We start from the raw sequence: 19,342 nt of genomic DNA, 5'->3' as shown, positions 1-19,342 counted from the left end.
TTTTAAGGATACAAAATTCATTAATACTCTGTCAATCTGAAAACGGATTTAAGGGTTAAAGTTTTAAATTTGCATTGAATTAATTGTAAATTAAATATTTTTCAGTGAAAATAATGTTGGATGATTATGATTACCGGATTTTAAAGATCCTGAATGAAAATTCCCGGTTAAGTTATGCCGAAATAGGGCGTAAAATTTCCCTGTCTCAATCGGCGACCAAAGAGAGGATACAGAATCTTATTGATAATGGAGTTATTAAGCAGTTTACCGTAGAGGTCGATTATGAAAAACTGGGCTATTCGCTGAAAGTGGTGATTAGTCTGAAATTTAAAAATGATGAATTCCGCAGGTTTATCGATGATGTGCATCGGTTTCCGGAAATCCTCAGCTGTAAAAGGGTAACAGGCGAATTCTGCCTGATCACGGAATGTGTGCTGAAAGACAGCCGGCACCTGGAGCAGCTTATCGATCGATTGATTTCCTACGGGATTCCAACCACAGCGATCCAGCTTTCCGAAATTAAAACGAGACCTTTCCTTGCGTAATATTTAACTTAACTCGAAATAAACAGGCTGGAAGAAGGAAGCTGGATGCCGGAAGGTTTTAAGTAATCCATCCCACGGATTTTTTCCAGGCTTGCATTTCTTCGTTTCTTTGCTTCAGATCTGCCGGCGGATGCTGGTTTTCTTTCCGGGCGCGGTTTCTGATACTGGCAGTTTGCTCTTCCAGTGAATTCAGACCAAGTGATTTTCTTCTCTCGTTCACTTTATTCAGATCATCATAAATATTCGGGCTCAACTTACCGTTTTCGTCCCAGTCGAATTGGGTTCCGTATAATTGCGGTCGTCCTTCGAAAACGGCAATCCGGTCGGATAAATAGGCGGTATTTACTCTCTCAGCATGGGTTTCAGGAGTGGAATCTTCCAGCAGCTTCAGGCATTTCCTCATGAAATCCGGCCGGGCGATGGCATGTTGGATAACGAGCCAGGCAGCTTCAGAAGCTTCTTTGCCTACTTTTTCAGTGGTAGGATAGCCGATATGATCGATGATTTCATCCAGTATTTCGGCATTTTTATGATGAAGAGCCTGCATTTCTCCATGATAGCCGTTTCCGAGTTCTCCGTTCTCGATCAACCGATCCCGGAGGTCAAGATCTGCATTTTTAAGACTGATTATTTTTTCGGCAATGCTTTTAAAATCCATAAGATCTTATTTAAATTTTAAAATATACTTTTAATATCGAACTATTCAATGACCAGTTTCACATATGTTTTGCCATCTTCTCCTTCAACATCCATATTGTACACCCGTTTACCGACAACAGACTTTAAAAATTCACGGATATCTTCCGGATCACCGGCAAATTCGAGACTCAGATATTGTGATTCGATCACTTCAGGATTTACAAAACCTGAAATATACAGGTTGAACCGGTCCAGCAGGTCTTCCAAAGGGTATTGGGAATCTTCATCGTCTTCCAGCTCCAAACTGAGGGCGGTGACGTATGTATTGTCTTCCGTATTTCTGTAAATATGATGGTCTATGGATTCATAAACCGGAGGAGTGTATTTTTCAAGGGTAATGGATCTTATGTTTTTCATTTTGAGATATTTAATTTAACAAAAAATAAGAATATGGATCAGGAATTTGAATAAGATTTACCTTCAAAATGAAAGCAAGATCATTTAATACTTAAGATCTTTAGTATTAATAATCAGCATAAAACTTCCGGCATCTGGCTTCCTTATTCCAGCCTTAATTTAATAAAAATCTTCCAGTTCCAGTTTTTTAATCCGGGCAACGATAGCTCCTTTGGTCCTTCCGAGATGGTCGGCGATTTTTTTGATCGGGCAGCCGTCGCTGAACATTCCGGCCAGCTCATCATCTTCATCCTGGGTCCAGGGCTTGTAGGCACCTTTGTGGGTCGTCCGGATCTGCTCTACGGAATAGGCTTTCTCTTTTTTATTTCTATTCTTTTCAGCACCGGCAAAAGTATTTTTCTTCGGTAGCTCTTCATCTTCATTTTTCACTTTTAAAACATGAATGTGCGGTGATTCCAAAGTAAAGGTATCCGGCAGCAACGTTTCAGGAATGAAAAGATCGGTTTTAGCCCTCGTTACGGCAACATATAGCAGATTGATCTCTTCGTTGAGCTTAGGAATGCTCAGTTCAAAATTCTGGCGGTCTTCCTTGAGTTTATCCAGCCTTTTTTCGGAGATAAAATCATTCACAAGCTCTGCCGAATCGTATTCCATGCCTTTGCAGCGGTGGACGGTTGAGAAAATCATGTCCGCATCTTCTTTGTTGTTATTTCCGATATGTCTTTTCTTAATCGTGTTGATGATCTCAGGAACTTCATTTTCATATTCTTTAATAATTTCGACCATGAGGGAAAGCTGCACGTCTTCCGTCTTTTCGATATAGTCTTCCAGCTCGGCGAGGTCTTTCATGGAACGGATCAGCTCATCTTTAATCAGGTGGCGTTTGTTGCTGTAGAGGTTTAACACATCATAAAGCGATGCACCGTCATCGGCATAGGTGTAGGAACTGATATTCCCTTCAAAATAAATCTGTCTCGATCTTTTGTTTTCCGTAACGTATTCGATGGCTTTGAGGAGCAAACCGAGATTGGTTCTTGCCAGGGTAGCACGGGTTTTTATTTTCTTGTTTTCCCCAGCTCTTGTGATGGGAACGGAGGTTTTAAAGTTTTCATCAAGGTGACTTTTCATTTCCAGAATTTCCGATGCCAGCCCGGCAATATCCTCTCCCAAACGGAAGCTGGTGGAAAGATGATACGTCCTGAAATCCGCTTTCTCCAGGGAATTCACGGCGTATCGCCAACTGTAGATCTGCTGATGGGTATCGCCGACGATAACTTTTATTGCTTTCTGTTTAAAGAAAAGGTCAAGCATCGCTGGAGAAGCATCCTGGCCTTCATCAAAAAGAATATAATCGTAGCCGAGTTTCAGGTTCAGCAGCTGGAATTTCTTCAGGTAAAAGTCGTGGGTCACTTCGATTTCACCTTTGTCCATTTTACTCAGCAGCAGCCTGGTCTGGGCAATGATGTAATCGTAGAATGTTGAAACGAATGCTTTGGCTTTCGGATCGGTAACGGTATCCAGGTAATTCAGGTCCTGAACTTTCCGTTTGTCGCTGTTGCAGAAATAGGCGATGCATTTGTTGATGTGATTGGCGACAATATATTCGGCGTGTTTTTCTCCATTGCCCTGCAGGTTTAGAAGCGCGGCAATCTCATGGGTTTTGTATCCCTGCGCCCGTACTTTATAATTGTACTTAAAAACAATATGCCGGAAAGCCAGCGAATGGGCGGTTTCCACCTTCACCTGATGGAGTCCTTTATCAGCAAATTTTTTGGTTGCTTCGATCCGCACCGCTTTGTTGAACACCAGGTAGAGAATTTTGCTTCCGGCCGGGCGTGTCGCGGCATACTCTATAACGGTGGTGGTTTTTCCTGATCCGGCTACGGCATTGATTTTAATATTTCCGGAAGAGTTGATAATGTCCTGTTGTTCCTGTGTTAATTTCATCGGTTGTGTGTTTTTTGCTACTTACTCCATATTTATTTTAAATGTACGGAATTCCGCTGTTTTTTATAACGTTAAGATTTAACTTTTGACAAAAAATCTGCGTGATCTGCCCAATCTGCATGAGATTTTTTTAACGCAAAGGTTTTATATTGATCCTGCATATTTTTAAGATGGCAAAGAAAGAATCAGCAAGCTGATCTGATGAAGCGCCCGTTTAAGCTTCAATCAGCAGTATAAAAGATTTCTCTTTGTGTTAAAACTTTGCACAAACAATATCTGCGTTATCTGCCAAATCTGCGTGAGACTTTTTTAAAGCAAAGGTTTTTATATTAATCTGCATATTTAAAGTTGGCTAAGAATGAATCAGCAAGCTGATTGATGAAGCTGTCCGTTAGCTTAGCGCAGCAAATTTATTTGCCTTTGCCTTCTAAAATCAGCAGTAAGAAAGATTCCTCTTTGCATTAAAACTTGTACAAACAAAAAATCTGCGTGATCTGCAAAATCTGCGTGAGACTTTTTTAACGCAAAGGTTTTAGTGATCCTGCATATTTTTAAGATGGCTAAGAATGAATCAGCAAGCTGATCTGATGAAGCGCGCGTTTAAGCTTCGTGTAATAATTTTATTTGCCTTTGCCTTCTAAAATTAGCAGTATGAAAGATTCCTCTTTGCGTTGAAACTTTGCACAGATACTGCGATTTATTGTCTTTTTGAAGTGGATGGCAGACCTTTTTATTAATACCACCCCGTCAAAAATTCTTTGAATTTTCGCCACCCCTCCGAGGGAGGGGAATTTTTATACTGTTTATTATTAGTCAGGATCAATCAGTTTAAATGATTAATTTTCCTTTTCAAATCGGAAACCCTGGGTCTGCAGATACTCATCGAGATCGACCTCGAAAGGAAGGTAGAATCCGTTGTCCAGATCATAGACCAGGCTGCTTGAGTCCGAAGCTTCCAGAAAACCCAGGATTTTTGAACGGGTCTGCTCTTTTGCCTTTTTCCAGCACTGTCTCAGGAATTCATGCTCAAGACCCGACTGGTTTTCCCAGTAGTTAGAAAGGTCGGGAAGGTTGTTTCGGTCCATGCGGGAATCGTATGAAAAATCATTTTCGTCCAATACTTTTTTGCAAAGCTCCTGCAGATCCAGGTAAGTGTAATCTGCGAATCCATGCTTTTTCAGATGAAGTTCTGCGATATGTATGGTTTTGTCTGGTGCATAATAGGCGTAATTCGGCATGGCGAAAAGGAAGCTTAAAGGGCTGGCTGCGTAATAATACAGGCCAATGACCTCGATCTTCCGGCCGTCTTCCCTGAATTTTTCAGAATTGTTTAACACGGATATCAAAAAATCGATCACGGTCTGTTCCCTCGGAAAGAGAATGTTTTCCTGGAAGGCTTCATCCATTTTCGCCTCTAAATTCTTCATTGTCGATTCGTTTTTAAAACTTTAAAAATAGGAAAAGGCTTCGGAAGATTAGGCGATGTCCTAATATTTTTAAATAGATTATCAATCATAGTTTAGAATATAAATCAAGGTGTGAGTTTAGAATATAAATCAAGGTGTGAGACTTATTCTCTGATGTTTTTTACTCTATCTCCCTTCTTCAAGGCCGTTCCTTTCAGGCCGTTCGCAAAAGTTATAGGTACAGATTTCAGCCCATCTTCAGTATTTACCGGAATTAGACAGCTGAAATGTAAGTGTTCGCGGGTGCTTTGTCCTGTATTTCCTGAAAGTGCAATTTTTTGCCCTTTTTTTACATGATCTCCTATCTTTACAAGACTTCCGCTTTGTGTTAAATGAACATACTGGCAGAACAATCCCGAATCCGGGTCATATATGGTTAAAAAATTGGAAAATGGCTGCCATTCTTTGCCCTTTCCTGAAAGTTTGTATCTATCAATTACTCCTACAACGTAGCCGTCTGTAGCAGAACAGATGGTATCATTTGTTTTAAGATTAAAATCAAGTGCATATCTCGACCATTCCGTATTGTGTGTGAAGTCTGTATTGTTACCCTGCATGATTAGGTATTCTCTGCCGGTAGGAAACGGCAGGTCAAGACCAATATTTTCCGTTTTTTTCAACAGGCTTCCCAAACGTGAACTGAAACGAAACTTTCTGCCCGGACCCCGAAGATTTGTAAAAATAAGGGTAGTATCAGAAGTGCTTTGAAGGAGTACCGGAGATAAACTGTTTAGTTTATGCTGTAAATCTTGGTCATCGGTGTGAATCCAGATTCGTAATGGGCATTGGAGAGGATTCTTCAAGATGATTTTTAAAGTGTCATGCGAATTAATAACTGATTTCTCGTACTCATACTGTTGATATTTTTCTTGCGGAATCTGGGCGACTGTAAAACCGCTTATAAAAATAAATGCTAAAAGCAATTGTATTTTACAGATCGAAAGATTTTTTTTCATTATGTAATTTGTTTTTTACTAAACCTAGATTGTTTATCTCAGCTAAATGACACTCAGAATCTTGAGAATTCGTATTGTATTTTAAAAAATGAAGAACCGATTTGCTGAATTTTCGGCAAAGATACTAATCATTTACCTGCGGTTTAGATCCGTTATTAAGAGAGAACTGCCCTGCCGCAACTTTTCTATCACTTTTTTGGTTTCGGTGGGAGCCGGATTCTGTTCAAGCTGTTTAAATTCGTTCGTGGTAAGGCCTACAAGCTGTAAGAAGGAAACTTCCCCGTGTGGCGTATCTATCTTTCCGAGTTCGGGATCGAGGACAAAAGACAAAGCGGTGATCTCGGTATCGTAACCGATCCGGATCGGGCCGTTGGCGGGAATCAGGTGGTATTCTTCAAACCATTTCCCGGACTGGAAAACGTACCGCGCCAAATTTTGAAGGAGGTTGCACACCCAATGGATGTTGTCGTCTTCCTTTTCCATCTTTAGTCTGAAAGTGAGTTCAAATCCGAATTTACTGAATTCCCCACCTACACTTTTTTCATTGTAATAGAGTTCGGAAAATCCGTAGGTCACAAAATGGAAATGTTTTTCCTGCTTTTCGCTTTTATAGACACTGATGCCATCCAGCGGGTCGTTGCCGCCTGCCACATAATGGAGTGGTGGTGCAAAATGAAGCGGTTCCTGATCCGGGTAAATCTTTTCCAGTTCCTGATCAATGCATTCCCAGCCGACGGCATCGTCTTCGGTAAATTGTTTTCTGTATTCTTCTGCGTTCATTGGTGTGGATTTTTGAAGAATTAAGATACAGAAAATTTGGAGTTACCTGGTATTTAATTTATCAATTTCATCAATTGCGTCGGGCTTTAGCCAGATGTGTAAATCATAATTTCAAATTGGCTTTAGCCGAAATGTATTGTAGGTTTGGGCTAAAGCCACTCATTATCCGGCATAGGGTCAATGGGCTAAAGCCCATTTCTATTGATATTTGAATGTTATACTTACACTGAACATACTTTAAATATCACCTTTATAAATGATAAACCGTTCGTAGGTGGGCAGGCAAAATATTCTGTTTTCCTATGATAGCTAGCGTCACGCTGATGCTTTTCGATTTATCATGCTTTATATAATTGTAGTTGATATTTCCTTCAAATTCATTGGAAACAATATTCCCTAATCTGTATCTAAATTGTGTATGAAAAATTACCGCTTTCCTGTGAACACAAAATCTGCATGCTTAAAGGATTCCTGGATGCTCATGTTCTCGCATTTGCACCCGAATAATTTTGCTGATATCAGAAATGATATGATAAGAAGCTTTATTTTCATGGTTATTTCAAGGGATGTTTAAGCGTCCTCAAAGGAATAATGCCGGAATGTTATTTTTTAATGATGTTAAACTGTTCCAGCAATCCTTTCCCGTTTTTAAAACTAAAGATATAGTACCCTTTTTCAAGGGTGGACAAATCGATCGCTTTATTGAAGCTTGCCGATCCTCTGGAGATCTGTCTTCCTTCCGGTGAGAATATGATGTAGTCAAACGGTCCGTCGTGGGAACTGCTGATCACGAACTGGTCTGTGAACGGATTCGGATAACCTTTGATGGTAAATACCTGCTCCTTATTTTCTTTTACAGCAAGTATGTTAGGGCTGATATCTGCAGACTGTGCGCTTCTTAGGGATGAAGTGATGGAAGTCGTAGTACTGCCTCCCATTATGTAAAGGGTATTGTTATAGACCTGCGCAACGGAATGTCTTCGTGGAACCATATTGGAAGACAGCTGATATAACTGGTTGTTGGTCGTATTGAAATAAGCCAGGAAATTCTGGTTGTCGTAATCGCCCACAATAAAGATTTTATCATTCTGAACGGCTACCGAATGGCCGGAGACTCCTACAGGCATAGTGTACTCATCGGTCCAGGTATTGGTGGTGAGGTTGAAGACATTGATCTTATTGGAGTTGGTTCCATTGAAACCGCCAATAACATACAGCTTATCGTTTACGATTTTTCCTTTTGTTTCTTTGGCCACCGGCATATCCGGCAGAGTGTTCCAGGTATTGGCGGCAATGTCGTAATACTGGAATTTATTGGTGTACGTATAGGTAGAAGTATTATTCAGTCCGCTGCCTCCGAATACATATATTTTCCCATTATAGACAGCGGATCCTGCATTTCCGGCATAATAAGGGTTGGTTGCACCATTGGTTACCGTATTGGTAGCGGGGTCGAAGATTTCGACATTGCTGTTCAGCCAGCCGTTCATCACATAGATTTTGTTATTATAGGTTTCAGAACTGGTAAATCTTTTGGGTAACAGCGCGGTATTGAGAGTCGTCCAGCTGTTATTGGGGAAGCTGTATTTTTCGATGTAGCTGGTATCTCCGTTGGCATCATAGCCGTTGATGACATACATATCACTGTTGACAACCGCACTCGCCGAAGCTCCTCTGGCTGTAGGCATATCAGTAAGATTCTGAAAATTGAGGGTTTGTGCATTTACTAAAAAAGAACCGATGAATGAAAGAAGTAAAAAATTAGTTTTCATAGGGTGTTTATTATTGATTAATCTTAATGAATTTCTATAAATGATGCGGGAACTTCCGTATCATGGAGCAAAGATAATAAAAGTTCAGATGAATTTACTTTGAAATAACTTGTAGCGCAGATCATCTGTAGGCTGATGTGACTTCGGCACCTGGCGTATTTAATTCGGCAAATGATATTCGCCGAGATAATACTGTTTATCATTCTTCGTCAGATACTATATTTATATGGGGTGAACTTCATGACAGCAATTGTCTGCTATAGTTTTGAGTTATACTTTATAGTTTAAATCAACGGTTGTCCGTTCAGATCCGTTGTCAGCACTTCGCTCATGTAGTCGAAGAAAGGGCGCATGGCAAGTAAGGTGAGCACGGCTTCTTTATGGAAATCATCAGACAAAACTTCCTTGTCAGTAAATTGTCGCATGACAACGTATTGTTTTTTCCTGATGAGGTCAATGGCGGGATGGTTTTTATCGAAACCTCTGGGCGCGGTTTTCACGGCATCGCCTTTTATTTCTTTAAAATAGCTGATGAAAGTATCGTCTGAGGTGATCTTTTCGATTTCCGCGGTGCTGATCTCAAATTCTTTGCGGATGCGGAGCAGGTCTTTGGCATCCGGACCCCAGAATCCGCCGCCTACGAAACTGTTGCCGGGTTCAAGATGGATGTAGTAGCCGCCTCTCAGCATCGGTTTCAGGCGGGAATAGCCGACTCCGAAATGGGTTTTGTATGGCGTCTGATCCTTTGAAAACCGGACGTCCCGGTAGATCCTGAAAATGTGGATGCCGTTGACGCGGTCGTGCTGCTGAAGTTTGGCGTATATACTGTTAAAAAGTACCTTGTTTTCTTTTACCACCGCTTCGTATTCCGCTTTGTGGGCGGCAAACCATTCGCGGTTGTTGTTTTTCTCGAGCTGCCTGAGGAATTCAAAGGCTTTTTTCATCTTACTTTTTTTTAGCGAATTTAATGATTTACAAATGAAGCACAAGCTACAGGGCCGGATCAGGTCGTGAATTCCTGAAGGATGAATGTGATTTTCCCTAAACCTAACGGGTTTTTAAAACCCGTTAGGTTTTGCCGCGTTCCCATACCATTGCAGGAAATTAGAAGCAGAGGTGTTTATGACAAAATACAATTGCAGGAATTCTTGCGCAAGTTGCGGGAAATAAAATGCAACTGTCTTTTATTACAAACAGGGGTGTTTGCGATTAAATGCAATTGCAGGAAGTTACAAACAAGATTGTTTTAAACCTCGGAAAGACTACGGAGGTTACAAACAGGGTTGTTTTACACCTTCGGAGGACTGCGGAGGTTACAAACAGGGTTGTTCGTGACTAAAGAAGTTTTGAAATAATTTAAAATGACCGGGAACCTCAGGAAATTCTCCTAAAATTTGATTACAGATCAAATGCTTTTCTATAATCCTCTTAGACTTTGCCCGTAACAAAATCATTTTGCTTTGATCAAAGGCAGAGGCTAATTTTTTTCCTGCGGATCCAGCGTAATGGTTATTTTATTTTTTCTCTGCTGCACTTTGATGGTATTGCCTTGCTCAAAGCCGATTTCCTGCAGCCATTTGCCGCATAGACGGATTTCGGGAAGGATATTAGGTCGCCAGGGATTGGAATTGCCGGTGTATTTTCCATATATTTTCAAATAACGATCCTTTTTATGGTTAAATTTTTTTTCTTGCTTCATTATGCGAGTTTATTGTTGTAAAAGTATAATTAATTATAATTTAAAACAAATAAAACCGCATGAAATTATAATTATTGTTGTTTTAGAGATGATTTTCAGGTCTTTAGAATTTTACGATATTTGCAGGAGAAGTTAATCATCGAGCACTGTGTCGAAAATAAATTTAAATAGAATAAAGTCTGTCTTAGCAGAAAAAAATAAGACCAGCAAGGATCTCGCCGGTCATTTGGGAAAGACAGAATCCACCGTTTCACGCTGGTGTACCAATGAAGTCCAGCCTTCCATTGAAACACTTTACGAAATATCTAAGTTTCTGGAAGTAGATATCCGGGAATTATTGGTATCGACTGGTTCATGACCAGAGATCAGTTAAAAAAAGAATTTGGTAAACGAATTATCATGCTTCGTGAACAAAAGGGCTGGAGCCAGTCTGATTTTGCACGTGCGTGCAATAAAGACCGACAAGCAATTGAAAAAGTGGAAAATGGAAAAATAAATCCTACGCTTTGAACTTTGCTGGAACTGGCGAATGCTTTGGAAGTTTCTTTACCGGAGCTGGTGGATTTTTGGTGATGAGGTGTTTTGAGGTGTAAAATGGCCCGAGCTTGTAAACTTGGGCCAGAAAGGGAAAGATAGGATATAATTTTAAAAATACATTCTCTTTATATTTTCTACTAACTTATTTGATTTAGATAACTCAGTACTAGTTAAGTCTAAATCCAAAGAGTCAATCTTTTTAATTACGTAATTTAATTTTTTATCAAAATTTGCTTTAATATTATAATAGGTAATTAAATCAATACAAAATTTATCAATTTTATTTGATTCAAATCTTGGATAATCTATACTATATTCAAGACGTAACATCATTAAAATAAAGTATCTTATTTTTTTGTATTTTCGATCAATAGAATTTGTTCTAAATATTCCTTCTAGTTTATTATATATAATTGCTGCAGTATAGTAAGGATAAAGTTTATGACTATCAAGAAATAATTGATTTCCAAATTCATTAAAGAGTGCCCCAAAATATCGAGTTGCCAATTGAGGCTTTAAAAAATAAAAGCTTCCCATTGTTTTAATTAAAGTAGATTTATCAATTATTGCCTTAGAATCTATTGCAGTACCATTGTATTGTTTTGATCTTCTTTCATAAAATAATTTATCAGGGTCATTAAATGTTTTAAAAAAATCTTCTAATTTCTTTTGAAAATCTGAATAAGCTAATAAATCTTCTTCTTTGACCTCGGTTTGTCTATTTGTAGATCTGATTATTTTAGAGATTAAATTTTCATCTTCGGTTACAATTAATTTTAAAGTAACAAAAATTTTTTCATCAATAAGTCTCTTACAATCAAGCAAAACTCTAGATGTTTGTAGGCCATTTATGATTTGATAATTAGTAATAGTAACATTGTCACGAGATGGAACTAGTTTTTCAGCAATGATTGTAATACCATTATTTAAAACAGAAAAAGCATACTTTAGTTTATCATCTAAAATAGTATTTTTTATCTCTTGGTTAATTTTGTTAAGACCTTGAAAATCTCTAACATTGTCATAAAAAATTGAAGAAATTAATTCTGAATCTTCTTCAATTAAATTAATTACTGTAGTTGCTGGAACGACACCTATATATGCTTCTTTGACATTTTCAATATCAGGTATCAAAGTTTTTTGAATAAATGCAAATGTCCTAGAAATTTTCTGACCAATCTTCTTATAATCAGATTGTAGGATATTATAATCTAAAAAATAAAAATCGACTTTATTAAAAACTCTTTGATCTCTAATGTTTTTTAAAATACGCTTTTTTTCAGCCTCGGTATTGTGATCATTAAGATATTCGCCTAAGCTACAATAAAAAATATGACAAAATGGATTAGTTTCTAAGTCATATGCACGATTTGTTAAATGCTTGAACAGTTCGATGAAACCTCTTGCATTTTCATTCCAAGAGTATTTTTGTGAAATAGAAACAAAATCTTCTATTGAGTTACCAAAAGAACTGATTTCTTTTACATCAAAATTATTAGATGTTTTAGATTGTATAAAAAAAACTTCAGCTGTTGGCTTGTTATTTTTATCAAGGATTTCATCCAAATCTTCAATCGAAGTGATTAATTGCTTATTTATTAATATAGCAAATCCATCTAATCCAAAAGTTCCGTTTGTTCCAATATTTATTGTTTCTAAAGCATCTTCATTAAGTCGATCTTCCAATTTTTTTTCGAGAATTGTATAATTTACAAAGTGTTCAAATAGGACACTTTCTTTAATTTCTTCAAAATCAAATTTAGATTCAAAATCTTTCAGTAGGCTTTGCGTAATTCGATCAATCATGGTATTATTAGTATTTGTTTAATTATTGCCACACTTAAGCAGAATTATATTTTTATTCACTTAAAACTGAAATTTATTAATTTTCATATCAGTTCATGAGTGTATTTTTACAAAATATTAAGAGTCGTTGATTATGAATCCAAAGAATCTTACATCGAAGAGGTTATTAAATTCCAACACAAGCGAACCAATATTTTTATTAATAATAATATATTTCAGTTTAATTTTCAGTATTATATCTAATGTCAGTTAAAGTTGAGTTAACATCATCAATTTTATCTATTAGTCTGTCTGTTCGATCATTTGCCCTATCCAGCAAAGTTTCAATGCGATCTGTATCAACCGTGTTGCTACTCGAAATATTGTCCTCAATTCTGTCTAAAGTTTCCGCAATTCTTTCAAGTAAATCATTTTGTTTTTCTAAGGCTCTTTCCAAATCGTAAAGTTTATATTCCATAGTTGAAACATCTGTATCGTTTGGAAGTTCTTTTAAAATTTTCTCCAATAATTCTTTTAATTCTGATTCCATCGTTTTATCTTTTTTCAATTAAATAAACATCTTTTATATTTAAAAATATTTTGTCACTAGCACCCATTTTATTTACTTCAATTTCTATTGTATTATTATAAATTGAAATTACAGTCCAGAATACATTATAATTATTTTGCCATGTAACATTAAAATAGACTCCATCACCGACTTTAATATCTTGAAATTTTATATTTACTCATTATTTTTGGTTGTTTGGTTAAATTTTGCAACATTTAAATTTATGCATTATTTCATGTGATCAATATCATATAAATCAATGCTATTTAATCTTATTTAAGATGTATGATGTTGGAATATAATACTTCTTTTGTAAGGAATAGTGAACATTTTTAGGTTATACTAAATCCTAAATTTAAGTTTGGAAAATTATAGAAGTACAAAATAAGAATTAACTGACGTTGTTTCATGGTTTAAATTAGTTTTCTCAAATATAGTTAAAAAAAATAATACAAAATAAAAACCGCTCTGAAAATCAGAACGGTTAATATATTAAATTGCCTCGGTCGCTGACCGTTACATCATTCCCGGCATTCCGCCACCCATTGGCATGGCTGGTTCGTCTTTTTTCACTTCAGTGATGACACATTCAGTGGTTAAAAGCATTCCGGATACGGAAGCAGCGTTTTCAAGGGCAACTCTTGTTACTTTTGTAGGGTCGATGATTCCTGCTTCCAGCATGTTTACATACTCGTCGGTTTTTGCATTGTACCCGAAGTCACCTTGTCCTTCTGCTACTTTTGCTACGATAACGGACCCCTCACCTCCGGCGTTGGCAACGATTTGTCTCAACGGTTCTTCGATCGCTCTTTTTACGATTTTGATACCGGTGCTTTCGTCAGAGTTAATTCCGGTAAGGTTTTCTAAAGCAGCGATGGCTCTTACCAAAGCAACACCACCTCCGGCAACGATACCTTCTTCTACGGCAGCTCTTGTTGCGTGAAGGGCATCATCTACACGGTCTTTTTTCTCTTTCATTTCCACTTCGGAAGCAGCACCTACGTAAAGTACGGCAACCCCACCGGCTAATTTAGCCAGTCTTTCCTGAAGCTTCTCTCTGTCGTAGTCGGAAGTTGTGGTTTCCATCTGCGCTTTGATCTGGTTTACTCTTCCTTTGATCTTGCTTTCTTCACCGCCACCGTTTACGATCGTTGTGTTGTCTTTATCGATAGACACTTTTTCAGCAGTTCCCAACATATCCAAAGAGATGTTTTCCATCGTGAAACCTTGCTCTTCAGAGATTACCTGACCACCAGTAAGGATTGCGATATCTTCCAGCATGGCTTTTCTTCTGTCCCCGAATCCAGGTGCTTTTACTGCAGCAATTTTTAGAGAACCTCTTAATTTGTTGACCACCAAAGTAGCCAAAGCTTCACCTTCCACTTCTTCAGAGATAATCAATAGAGATTTACCGCCTTGTGCGATCGGCTCAAGAACCGGAAGCAATTCTTTCATGGAAGAGATTTTCTTCTCTACCAAAAGGATGTATGGGTTTTCAAGTTCGGCCACCATTTTCTCAGGATTCGTTACAAAATACGGAGACTGGTATCCTCTGTCGAACTGCATTCCTTCTACAACGTCTACGGTGGTATCGATTCCTTTTGCTTCTTCTACGGTGATTACCCCTTCTTTACCCACTTTTCCGAAAGCCTCAGCGATCAGAGCACCGATGGTTTCGTCGTTGTTAGCCGATACAGAAGCTACCTGCTTCACTTTGTCGGTAGAATCACCTACTTCCTGAGACTGTGTTTTTAAGTTTTCAACAACAGCAGCTACGGCTTTGTCGATCCCTCTTTTAAGATCCATCGGGTTAGCCCCTGCAGCTACGTTTTTAAGACCTTCTCTTACGATAGCCTGTGCCAAAACGGTAGCGGTAGTAGTACCGTCACCAGCGATGTCGTTGGTTTTGGAAGCTACTTCTTTTACCATTTGTGCTCCCATGTTTTCTACTCGGTCCTCAAGTTCGATTTCTTTCGCTACGGAAACCCCGTCCTTCGTTACGTGAGGCGCACCGAAAGATTTTTCAATCACTACGTTTCTCCCTTTAGGACCTAAGGTTACCTTTACTGCATTTGCCAATGCATCAACCCCTCTTTTTAAAGCGTCTCTAGACTCGATATCGAATTTTATTTCTTTTGCCATAATATTAAAGCTTTAAGCTTAAGGCAATAAGCAGTAAGCTTTTGCCTTGAAGCTGTTAATTATTATTTAATAATTTTTTTCTAAGTTGTATAAGTTTTTTTCTGATTAAGTTCAGTTGAGGATTGAGGCCTGATAATTTGTCTTCGGAAGTGAAACCAAGATCACAAGAGAGAAGAAGTAAATATTCCGTTTCGTTTGTTGAACCAATACTTATTTCTAAAAATCTTGCAAATTCTTTGTCTGTAGATCTTCCGCAACCTTCTGCAATGTTCGTCGGAATGGAGACTGATGCTCTTCTTATTTGAGATGTTAAACCAAAAAGTTCTGATTTTGGAAAACTTTCAGAAATAATATAAATTTCTTTTACCAACTCATGGGCAATTTTCCAGGTATCATATTTTCTGTAGTCTCTCATTGCCTATTGCTTACAGCCTACTGCCTGCTGCTTTTACCCAATCACTCCTAAAAGATCTCCTTCTTTTACAATTAAATAATCTTTTCCCTCCAGTTTCAGTTCAGAGCCTGAATATTTCCCGTAAAGTACTTTGTCACCTACCTGAACCGTAGTCGGCTCGTCTTTTTTACCTGGACCAACTGCCACCACGGTACCTTCCTGAGGTTTTTCTTTAGCGGTGTCCGGAATGATAATCCCTGAAGCGGTTTTTGTTTCTGCAGCGATCGGCTCGATCAAAACTCTGTCTGCTAATGGTTTAAAGTTTACTGACATAATATATTTAATTTTTTAATTATTTCTGTCTTGTAACTCCCTAATTGTATGCCAACCGAGGCAAAAGAAAATTTTGGCAGACCAAACCTTTGCCAAGCGGAAATTTTGGCAGAAAAAAAGTCAGTCTTTTTGAATTTATTTCACATATTCCATGATCATCTTTCTTCCGCTGGAATTTACTTCCTGTCTTAGAATTTCCCGGGTATCGCGATTCAGATAATACAGGACAACCGTTTTCCTGTCCTGGATATCATCCGTGGTTTTTACGATCCAGACTTTTTTGCCGTCCAGTTCGCCCGCAGTGACCTCTTCAAGGTAAGCTTTGAGAACTCCTTTTTTTTCATTCGGATTATAATCGAAAATGGGCAATTCGGTAGAGTAGTGTTCTTTCAAAGGTAAATACCTTAGCAATAAAGGATAGGTGTTGCTGTCGAAGTAGGGGGAAGCGGTATCTTCGTTGATCTCGTTCCTGCGTTGAGTTTTTTTATCCAGATAATAACCGGTGACTTTATTTTTCTGAAATTTTAAAACCATGTCTCTCATCATATTGTAAGATGAATGGTAAACCGGCTGAAAATCTGAAATCTTTACCATGGTAGAATCTACCCAGGACTGATCCGGGGCCTTATTCATTTTTACGGTTGTCTCAACGAGAAGTGTGGTGTTGTCTGTTTTTTTGACCCGGTTAGTAATCTTTCCGATTTCTACTTTTTGGCCGCCCATCTGAGCATACCAGATTGCGGTGGAGGTTTCATTCTTAATGAATTTGGATTCAAGCTTTACATTACCAGGATTCAGGGTTTTCTGAGCAAAAAGTTGGGCACTGCTCATTATTAAAAGGATCAGAATTGTTTTCATGATTTTTTAATAATGAGTAGTGCCCTTTATCTTAAAGTTACATTACTTTTTTTACTTTTTTCCGGCTGCCTGCATAGGGTTTACTTTTCCGTTGGAAGCGCCTCGGGTGGCTCCGGCCTCTTTCTGCTTGAACAGATCGAACTTGGAAACCTGGGTATTGCCGCCGTCGTTGCTCCAGAAATTGTTCGAAGTATCGATATCGGCTGTTTCCCGCATCGGATCCAGCTGGATGGATTTTAATTTCTTGTCGAAATAATAGGTCTTGGAAACTTTCTGCTCGTTCAGCCTCCAGATCTGGGCAGACGATTTGTCTTTCAGTTTTGTTCCGTCTTCAAAGGTAAATTCAAGGATAATCGGCATCACCAGTCCGCCTTTGTTGGTGAAATCGATCTGGTAAGCGGTCATGTTTTTGAACTTGTCTTTTTCTTTTTGGGTTAAAGGCTCCGTTCCTTCAGTTTTAAAAACGTATTCTTTGGTATTGTCTACTTTTTCCTGTCCCCTGTCGTAACGGTAGTAGAAATCCTGGGCTTCCTTGTCTTTGTCTACATAGAAGGTAATGTTCTTGTCTTCCCGGTTCCTGATTTTTGAAATGTCTTCAAAATCATTCTGGGCAGGCTTGTCTACCTTGTATTTGGTTTCCTTAGCTTCTCTTGGTGCTGTTTCAAGATCCGGAGTGGCAATGGTGACTTTATCGATCGCGATATCCACAGGATCCGTTCCGTAGAACCATCCTCTCCAGAACCAATCCAGGTCTTCGCCGCTCGCGTCTTCCATCGTTCTGAAGAAATCCGCAGGTTCAGGATGTCTGAAAGCCCATCTTTTCGCATAGGTTTTAAAGGCTTTATCGAAAAGCTCTCTTCCCATAATGGTTTCACGAAGGATATTCAATCCTGTTGCCGGTTTGGAATAAGCATTCGGGCCGAACTGGATGATGTTTTCCGAGTTGGACATGATCGGCTCCAGCTGGTCTTTCGGAAGCTTCATGTAATCCGTGATCGTCCATGCCGGACCTCTTTTGGACGGGAATTTATTGTCCCACCGTTCTTCGGTAAGGTATTCCACAAAGGTGTTCAGCCCTTCGTCCATCCAACTCCACTGTCTTTCGTCGGAGTTGATGATCATCGGGAAGAAGTTGTGGCCTACCTCGTGAATGACCACGCCGAGCATTCCGTTTTTGATCCCTTCGGAATAGGTTCCGTCTTTTTCCGTTCTACCGTAGTTGAAACAGATCATCGGGTATTCCATTCCGTTGGCGGCTTCCACCGACTGCGCTACCGGGTATGGATATGGAATCGTAAATTCCGAATATGTTTTGATCGTATGGGCTACTGCTTTCGTTGAATATTTGCGGTATAAATTGTAAGCTTCTTTCGGGTAAAAGCTCATGGCCATGACCTTATTGTTGTTTTCAGGAATGGTAACGCCCATTCCGTCCCAAACGAATTTTCTTGAAGACGTCCAGGCAAAATCCCTTACGTCATTCGCTTCAAAGCTCCAGGTTTTTCTCTGCTTGGAATGGTTTTTCTCCGCTTTTTTCGCTTCATCCAGGGTTACGATTTCCACCGGTTCCCCTGATGTTTTAGATTTATTATAGCGTGCTAATTGTTCTGCCGTTAAAACCTGGTCGTAGTTTTTACATTCTCCCGTTCCGCCGACTACGTGGTCTGCCGGAACATTCATGTTTACTTTAAAGTTCCCGAAAACAAGGGCAAATTCGCCTCTTCCGGTAAACTGATGGTTCTGCCATCCATGGAAATCGCTGTAGACGCACATTCTCGGGTACCACTGCGTCATGGTGTACAGGTCGTTTCCGTCTTCGGCAAAGTTTTCATAACCGCCGCGGCCGCCCATCTTGATCCGGTTCGGGATGTTGTAGTTCCAGTCGATTTTAAAGACCAGCTTTTCTCCTTTTTTCAGAACTTTCGGCAGGTCGATCCGCATCATGGTTTTGTTGACCGTATATTTCAGCGGTGTTCCGGAAGCATCGGTTACTTTTTCAAGATTAACATCGTATCCGTTATCGGCAGCAGGAAGTTCCGTCGGGCGGAGCTGCTGGTCGTTGGAAGCTTTCGGAAGGGTAGAGGAGGAAGGGAAATCCGCTTTTTTTACCGTTGACTGCTGGTTTTCGTCCAGCTGAAGCCAGATGTAATCCAGGTCGTCCGGCGAATTGTTGTAATAGGTAATGGTTTCCGAACCTTTCAGGTTTCTTTTGTCTTCATCAAGATAAGCATTAATGGTATAATCTGCCCTGTTCTGCCAGTAGCCATGTCCCGGTGCTCCGGAAGCGGTTCTGTAGATGTTGGGGGTGGGAAGGATGGTTCCCAGCTGTTCAAACCGGTTTCCGTGGTTGCTCCCCGGATTGTTCTGGATATTTTGTGCGGTGAAACCTGTATACGCAAATACAGAAAGGGAAAGTATGGCAACTTTTAGTTTCATAACCGAAATTTGTTTAAGGATTTTCAAATATAATGATAAGTAGCTGAAAAGCTGCAAATGTTTCA

Annotated in this window: 19 protein-coding genes; 3 read left to right on the top strand and 16 right to left on the bottom strand. The window is 39.1% G+C overall.

All coding sequences use genetic code 11. The annotated features are described in order from the left end of the window. Positions 1–113: 113 nt before the first annotated feature. The gene (locus AC0N32_RS15715) at positions 114–545 is read left to right on the top strand and encodes an Lrp/AsnC family transcriptional regulator (protein WP_476394865.1); all 432 of its coding nucleotides are present in this window, start codon (positions 114–116) and stop codon (positions 543–545) included. Positions 546–603: 58 nt separating this feature from the next. Here AC0N32_RS15715 and AC0N32_RS15710 read toward each other — a convergent pair whose 3' ends face one another. From AC0N32_RS15710 to AC0N32_RS15670, 9 genes are all read right to left on the bottom strand, one after another. Beyond that, positions 604–1,203: a DUF6624 domain-containing protein gene (locus AC0N32_RS15710; RefSeq protein ID WP_476394803.1), complete on the bottom strand. Its 600-nt coding sequence runs from the start codon at positions 1,201–1,203 to the stop codon at positions 604–606. 41 nt (positions 1,204–1,244) lie between these two features. After that, a complete protein-coding gene (locus AC0N32_RS15705) occupies positions 1,245–1,601 on the bottom strand; it encodes a hypothetical protein (RefSeq protein ID WP_476394802.1) in 357 nt (118 codons plus the stop codon). A gap of 159 nt (positions 1,602–1,760) precedes the next feature. Beyond that, positions 1,761–3,548 (bottom strand): UvrD-helicase domain-containing protein, encoded by a 1,788-nt coding sequence (locus tag AC0N32_RS15700; protein ID WP_476394801.1) that lies wholly within the window; start codon positions 3,546–3,548, stop codon positions 1,761–1,763. A gap of 836 nt (positions 3,549–4,384) precedes the next feature. Then, complete coding sequence (locus AC0N32_RS15695; RefSeq protein WP_476394800.1) at positions 4,385–4,975, bottom strand: hypothetical protein; 591 nt, start codon at positions 4,973–4,975, stop codon at positions 4,385–4,387. A 143-nt stretch (positions 4,976–5,118) separates the two neighbouring features. Further along, a complete protein-coding gene (locus tag AC0N32_RS15690) occupies positions 5,119–5,970 on the bottom strand; it encodes a M23 family metallopeptidase (RefSeq protein WP_476394799.1) in 852 nt (283 codons plus the stop codon). 132 nt (positions 5,971–6,102) lie between these two features. Then, positions 6,103–6,750, bottom strand: a complete 648-nt coding sequence (locus tag AC0N32_RS15685) for a suppressor of fused domain protein (RefSeq protein ID WP_476394798.1) — start codon at positions 6,748–6,750, stop codon at positions 6,103–6,105. 602 nt (positions 6,751–7,352) lie between these two features. Next, complete coding sequence (locus AC0N32_RS15680) at positions 7,353–8,522, bottom strand: Kelch repeat-containing protein (RefSeq protein ID WP_476394797.1); 1,170 nt, start codon at positions 8,520–8,522, stop codon at positions 7,353–7,355. A 284-nt stretch (positions 8,523–8,806) separates the two neighbouring features. Further along, on the bottom strand, positions 8,807–9,466 hold the full coding sequence (locus tag AC0N32_RS15675) for a DUF2461 domain-containing protein (RefSeq protein ID WP_476394796.1): 660 nt from the start codon (positions 9,464–9,466) through the stop codon (positions 8,807–8,809). A gap of 533 nt (positions 9,467–9,999) precedes the next feature. Further along, positions 10,000–10,221: a SymE family type I addiction module toxin gene (locus AC0N32_RS15670; RefSeq protein ID WP_476394795.1), complete on the bottom strand. Its 222-nt coding sequence runs from the start codon at positions 10,219–10,221 to the stop codon at positions 10,000–10,002. Between the two features lie 148 nt (positions 10,222–10,369). On the opposite strand from AC0N32_RS15670, the gene AC0N32_RS15665 reads away from it, so the two are divergent. Both AC0N32_RS15665 and AC0N32_RS15660 read left to right on the top strand, forming a co-directional pair. Further along, positions 10,370–10,579, top strand: coding sequence for a helix-turn-helix transcriptional regulator (locus AC0N32_RS15665; RefSeq protein WP_294197665.1), 210 nt, complete (start codon positions 10,370–10,372; stop codon positions 10,577–10,579). Beyond that, positions 10,576–10,731, top strand: coding sequence for a helix-turn-helix domain-containing protein (locus tag AC0N32_RS15660; RefSeq protein WP_476394794.1), 156 nt, complete (start codon positions 10,576–10,578; stop codon positions 10,729–10,731). The genes AC0N32_RS15665 and AC0N32_RS15660 overlap by 4 nt, the downstream gene beginning before the upstream one ends. Positions 10,732–10,866: 135 nt before the next feature. On the opposite strand, the gene AC0N32_RS15655 is transcribed toward AC0N32_RS15660, so the two are convergent. The 7 genes from AC0N32_RS15655 to AC0N32_RS15625 all read right to left on the bottom strand — a co-directional run bounded on the left by AC0N32_RS15655 (position 10,867) and on the right by AC0N32_RS15625 (position 19,277). Continuing rightward, the gene (locus AC0N32_RS15655) at positions 10,867–12,564 is read right to left on the bottom strand and encodes an AIPR family protein (RefSeq protein WP_476394793.1); all 1,698 of its coding nucleotides are present in this window, start codon (positions 12,562–12,564) and stop codon (positions 10,867–10,869) included. 220 nt (positions 12,565–12,784) lie between these two features. Continuing rightward, positions 12,785–13,093 carry a hypothetical protein gene (locus AC0N32_RS15650; RefSeq protein ID WP_476394792.1) on the bottom strand — a complete coding sequence of 103 codons (309 nt, stop codon included), beginning with the start codon at positions 13,091–13,093 and terminating at the stop codon, positions 12,785–12,787. Positions 13,094–13,630: 537 nt separating this feature from the next. Beyond that, positions 13,631–15,256, bottom strand: a complete 1,626-nt coding sequence (groL, locus tag AC0N32_RS15645) for a chaperonin GroEL (RefSeq protein ID WP_476394791.1) — start codon at positions 15,254–15,256, stop codon at positions 13,631–13,633. 55 nt (positions 15,257–15,311) lie between these two features. Continuing rightward, positions 15,312–15,671, bottom strand: coding sequence for a four helix bundle protein (locus AC0N32_RS15640; RefSeq protein ID WP_476394790.1), 360 nt, complete (start codon positions 15,669–15,671; stop codon positions 15,312–15,314). 33 nt (positions 15,672–15,704) lie between these two features. Further along, on the bottom strand, positions 15,705–15,983 hold the full coding sequence (locus tag AC0N32_RS15635; protein WP_080776869.1) for a co-chaperone GroES: 279 nt from the start codon (positions 15,981–15,983) through the stop codon (positions 15,705–15,707). Positions 15,984–16,118: 135 nt separating this feature from the next. Further along, positions 16,119–16,841 (bottom strand): DUF3108 domain-containing protein, encoded by a 723-nt coding sequence (locus AC0N32_RS15630; RefSeq protein WP_476394789.1) that lies wholly within the window; start codon positions 16,839–16,841, stop codon positions 16,119–16,121. A gap of 51 nt (positions 16,842–16,892) precedes the next feature. Beyond that, the gene (locus tag AC0N32_RS15625; RefSeq protein WP_476394788.1) at positions 16,893–19,277 is read right to left on the bottom strand and encodes a M1 family metallopeptidase; all 2,385 of its coding nucleotides are present in this window, start codon (positions 19,275–19,277) and stop codon (positions 16,893–16,895) included. Positions 19,278–19,342: the final 65 nt, after the last annotated feature.

Source organism: Chryseobacterium endophyticum, from assembly GCF_056333165.1.
This window is presented reverse-complemented; position numbering and strand designations above follow the sequence as displayed.

Excerpts from the sequence above, each read along its gene's own strand:
- AC0N32_RS15715 (WP_476394865.1), top strand. The coding sequence starts at position 114 with ATGTTGGATGATTATGATTACCGGATTTTAAAGATCCTGAATGAAAAT.
- AC0N32_RS15710 (WP_476394803.1), bottom strand. The coding sequence starts at position 1,203 with ATGGATTTTAAAAGCATTGCCGAAAAAATAATCAGTCTTAAAAATGCA.
- AC0N32_RS15705 (WP_476394802.1), bottom strand. The coding sequence starts at position 1,601 with ATGAAAAACATAAGATCCATTACCCTTGAAAAATACACTCCTCCGGTT.
- AC0N32_RS15700 (WP_476394801.1), bottom strand. The coding sequence starts at position 3,548 with ATGAAATTAACACAGGAACAACAGGACATTATCAACTCTTCCGGAAAT.
- AC0N32_RS15695 (WP_476394800.1), bottom strand. The coding sequence starts at position 4,975 with ATGAAGAATTTAGAGGCGAAAATGGATGAAGCCTTCCAGGAAAACATT.
- AC0N32_RS15690 (WP_476394799.1), bottom strand. The coding sequence starts at position 5,970 with ATGAAAAAAAATCTTTCGATCTGTAAAATACAATTGCTTTTAGCATTT.
- AC0N32_RS15685 (WP_476394798.1), bottom strand. The coding sequence starts at position 6,750 with ATGAACGCAGAAGAATACAGAAAACAATTTACCGAAGACGATGCCGTC.
- AC0N32_RS15680 (WP_476394797.1), bottom strand. The coding sequence starts at position 8,522 with ATGAAAACTAATTTTTTACTTCTTTCATTCATCGGTTCTTTTTTAGTA.
- AC0N32_RS15675 (WP_476394796.1), bottom strand. The coding sequence starts at position 9,466 with ATGAAAAAAGCCTTTGAATTCCTCAGGCAGCTCGAGAAAAACAACAAC.
- AC0N32_RS15670 (WP_476394795.1), bottom strand. The coding sequence starts at position 10,221 with ATGAAGCAAGAAAAAAAATTTAACCATAAAAAGGATCGTTATTTGAAA.
- AC0N32_RS15660 (WP_476394794.1), top strand. The coding sequence starts at position 10,576 with ATGACCAGAGATCAGTTAAAAAAAGAATTTGGTAAACGAATTATCATG.
- AC0N32_RS15655 (WP_476394793.1), bottom strand. The coding sequence starts at position 12,564 with ATGATTGATCGAATTACGCAAAGCCTACTGAAAGATTTTGAATCTAAA.
- AC0N32_RS15650 (WP_476394792.1), bottom strand. The coding sequence starts at position 13,093 with ATGGAATCAGAATTAAAAGAATTATTGGAGAAAATTTTAAAAGAACTT.
- groL (WP_476394791.1), bottom strand. The coding sequence starts at position 15,256 with ATGGCAAAAGAAATAAAATTCGATATCGAGTCTAGAGACGCTTTAAAA.
- AC0N32_RS15640 (WP_476394790.1), bottom strand. The coding sequence starts at position 15,671 with ATGAGAGACTACAGAAAATATGATACCTGGAAAATTGCCCATGAGTTG.
- AC0N32_RS15635 (WP_080776869.1), bottom strand. The coding sequence starts at position 15,983 with ATGTCAGTAAACTTTAAACCATTAGCAGACAGAGTTTTGATCGAGCCG.
- AC0N32_RS15630 (WP_476394789.1), bottom strand. The coding sequence starts at position 16,841 with ATGAAAACAATTCTGATCCTTTTAATAATGAGCAGTGCCCAACTTTTT.
- AC0N32_RS15625 (WP_476394788.1), bottom strand. The coding sequence starts at position 19,277 with ATGAAACTAAAAGTTGCCATACTTTCCCTTTCTGTATTTGCGTATACA.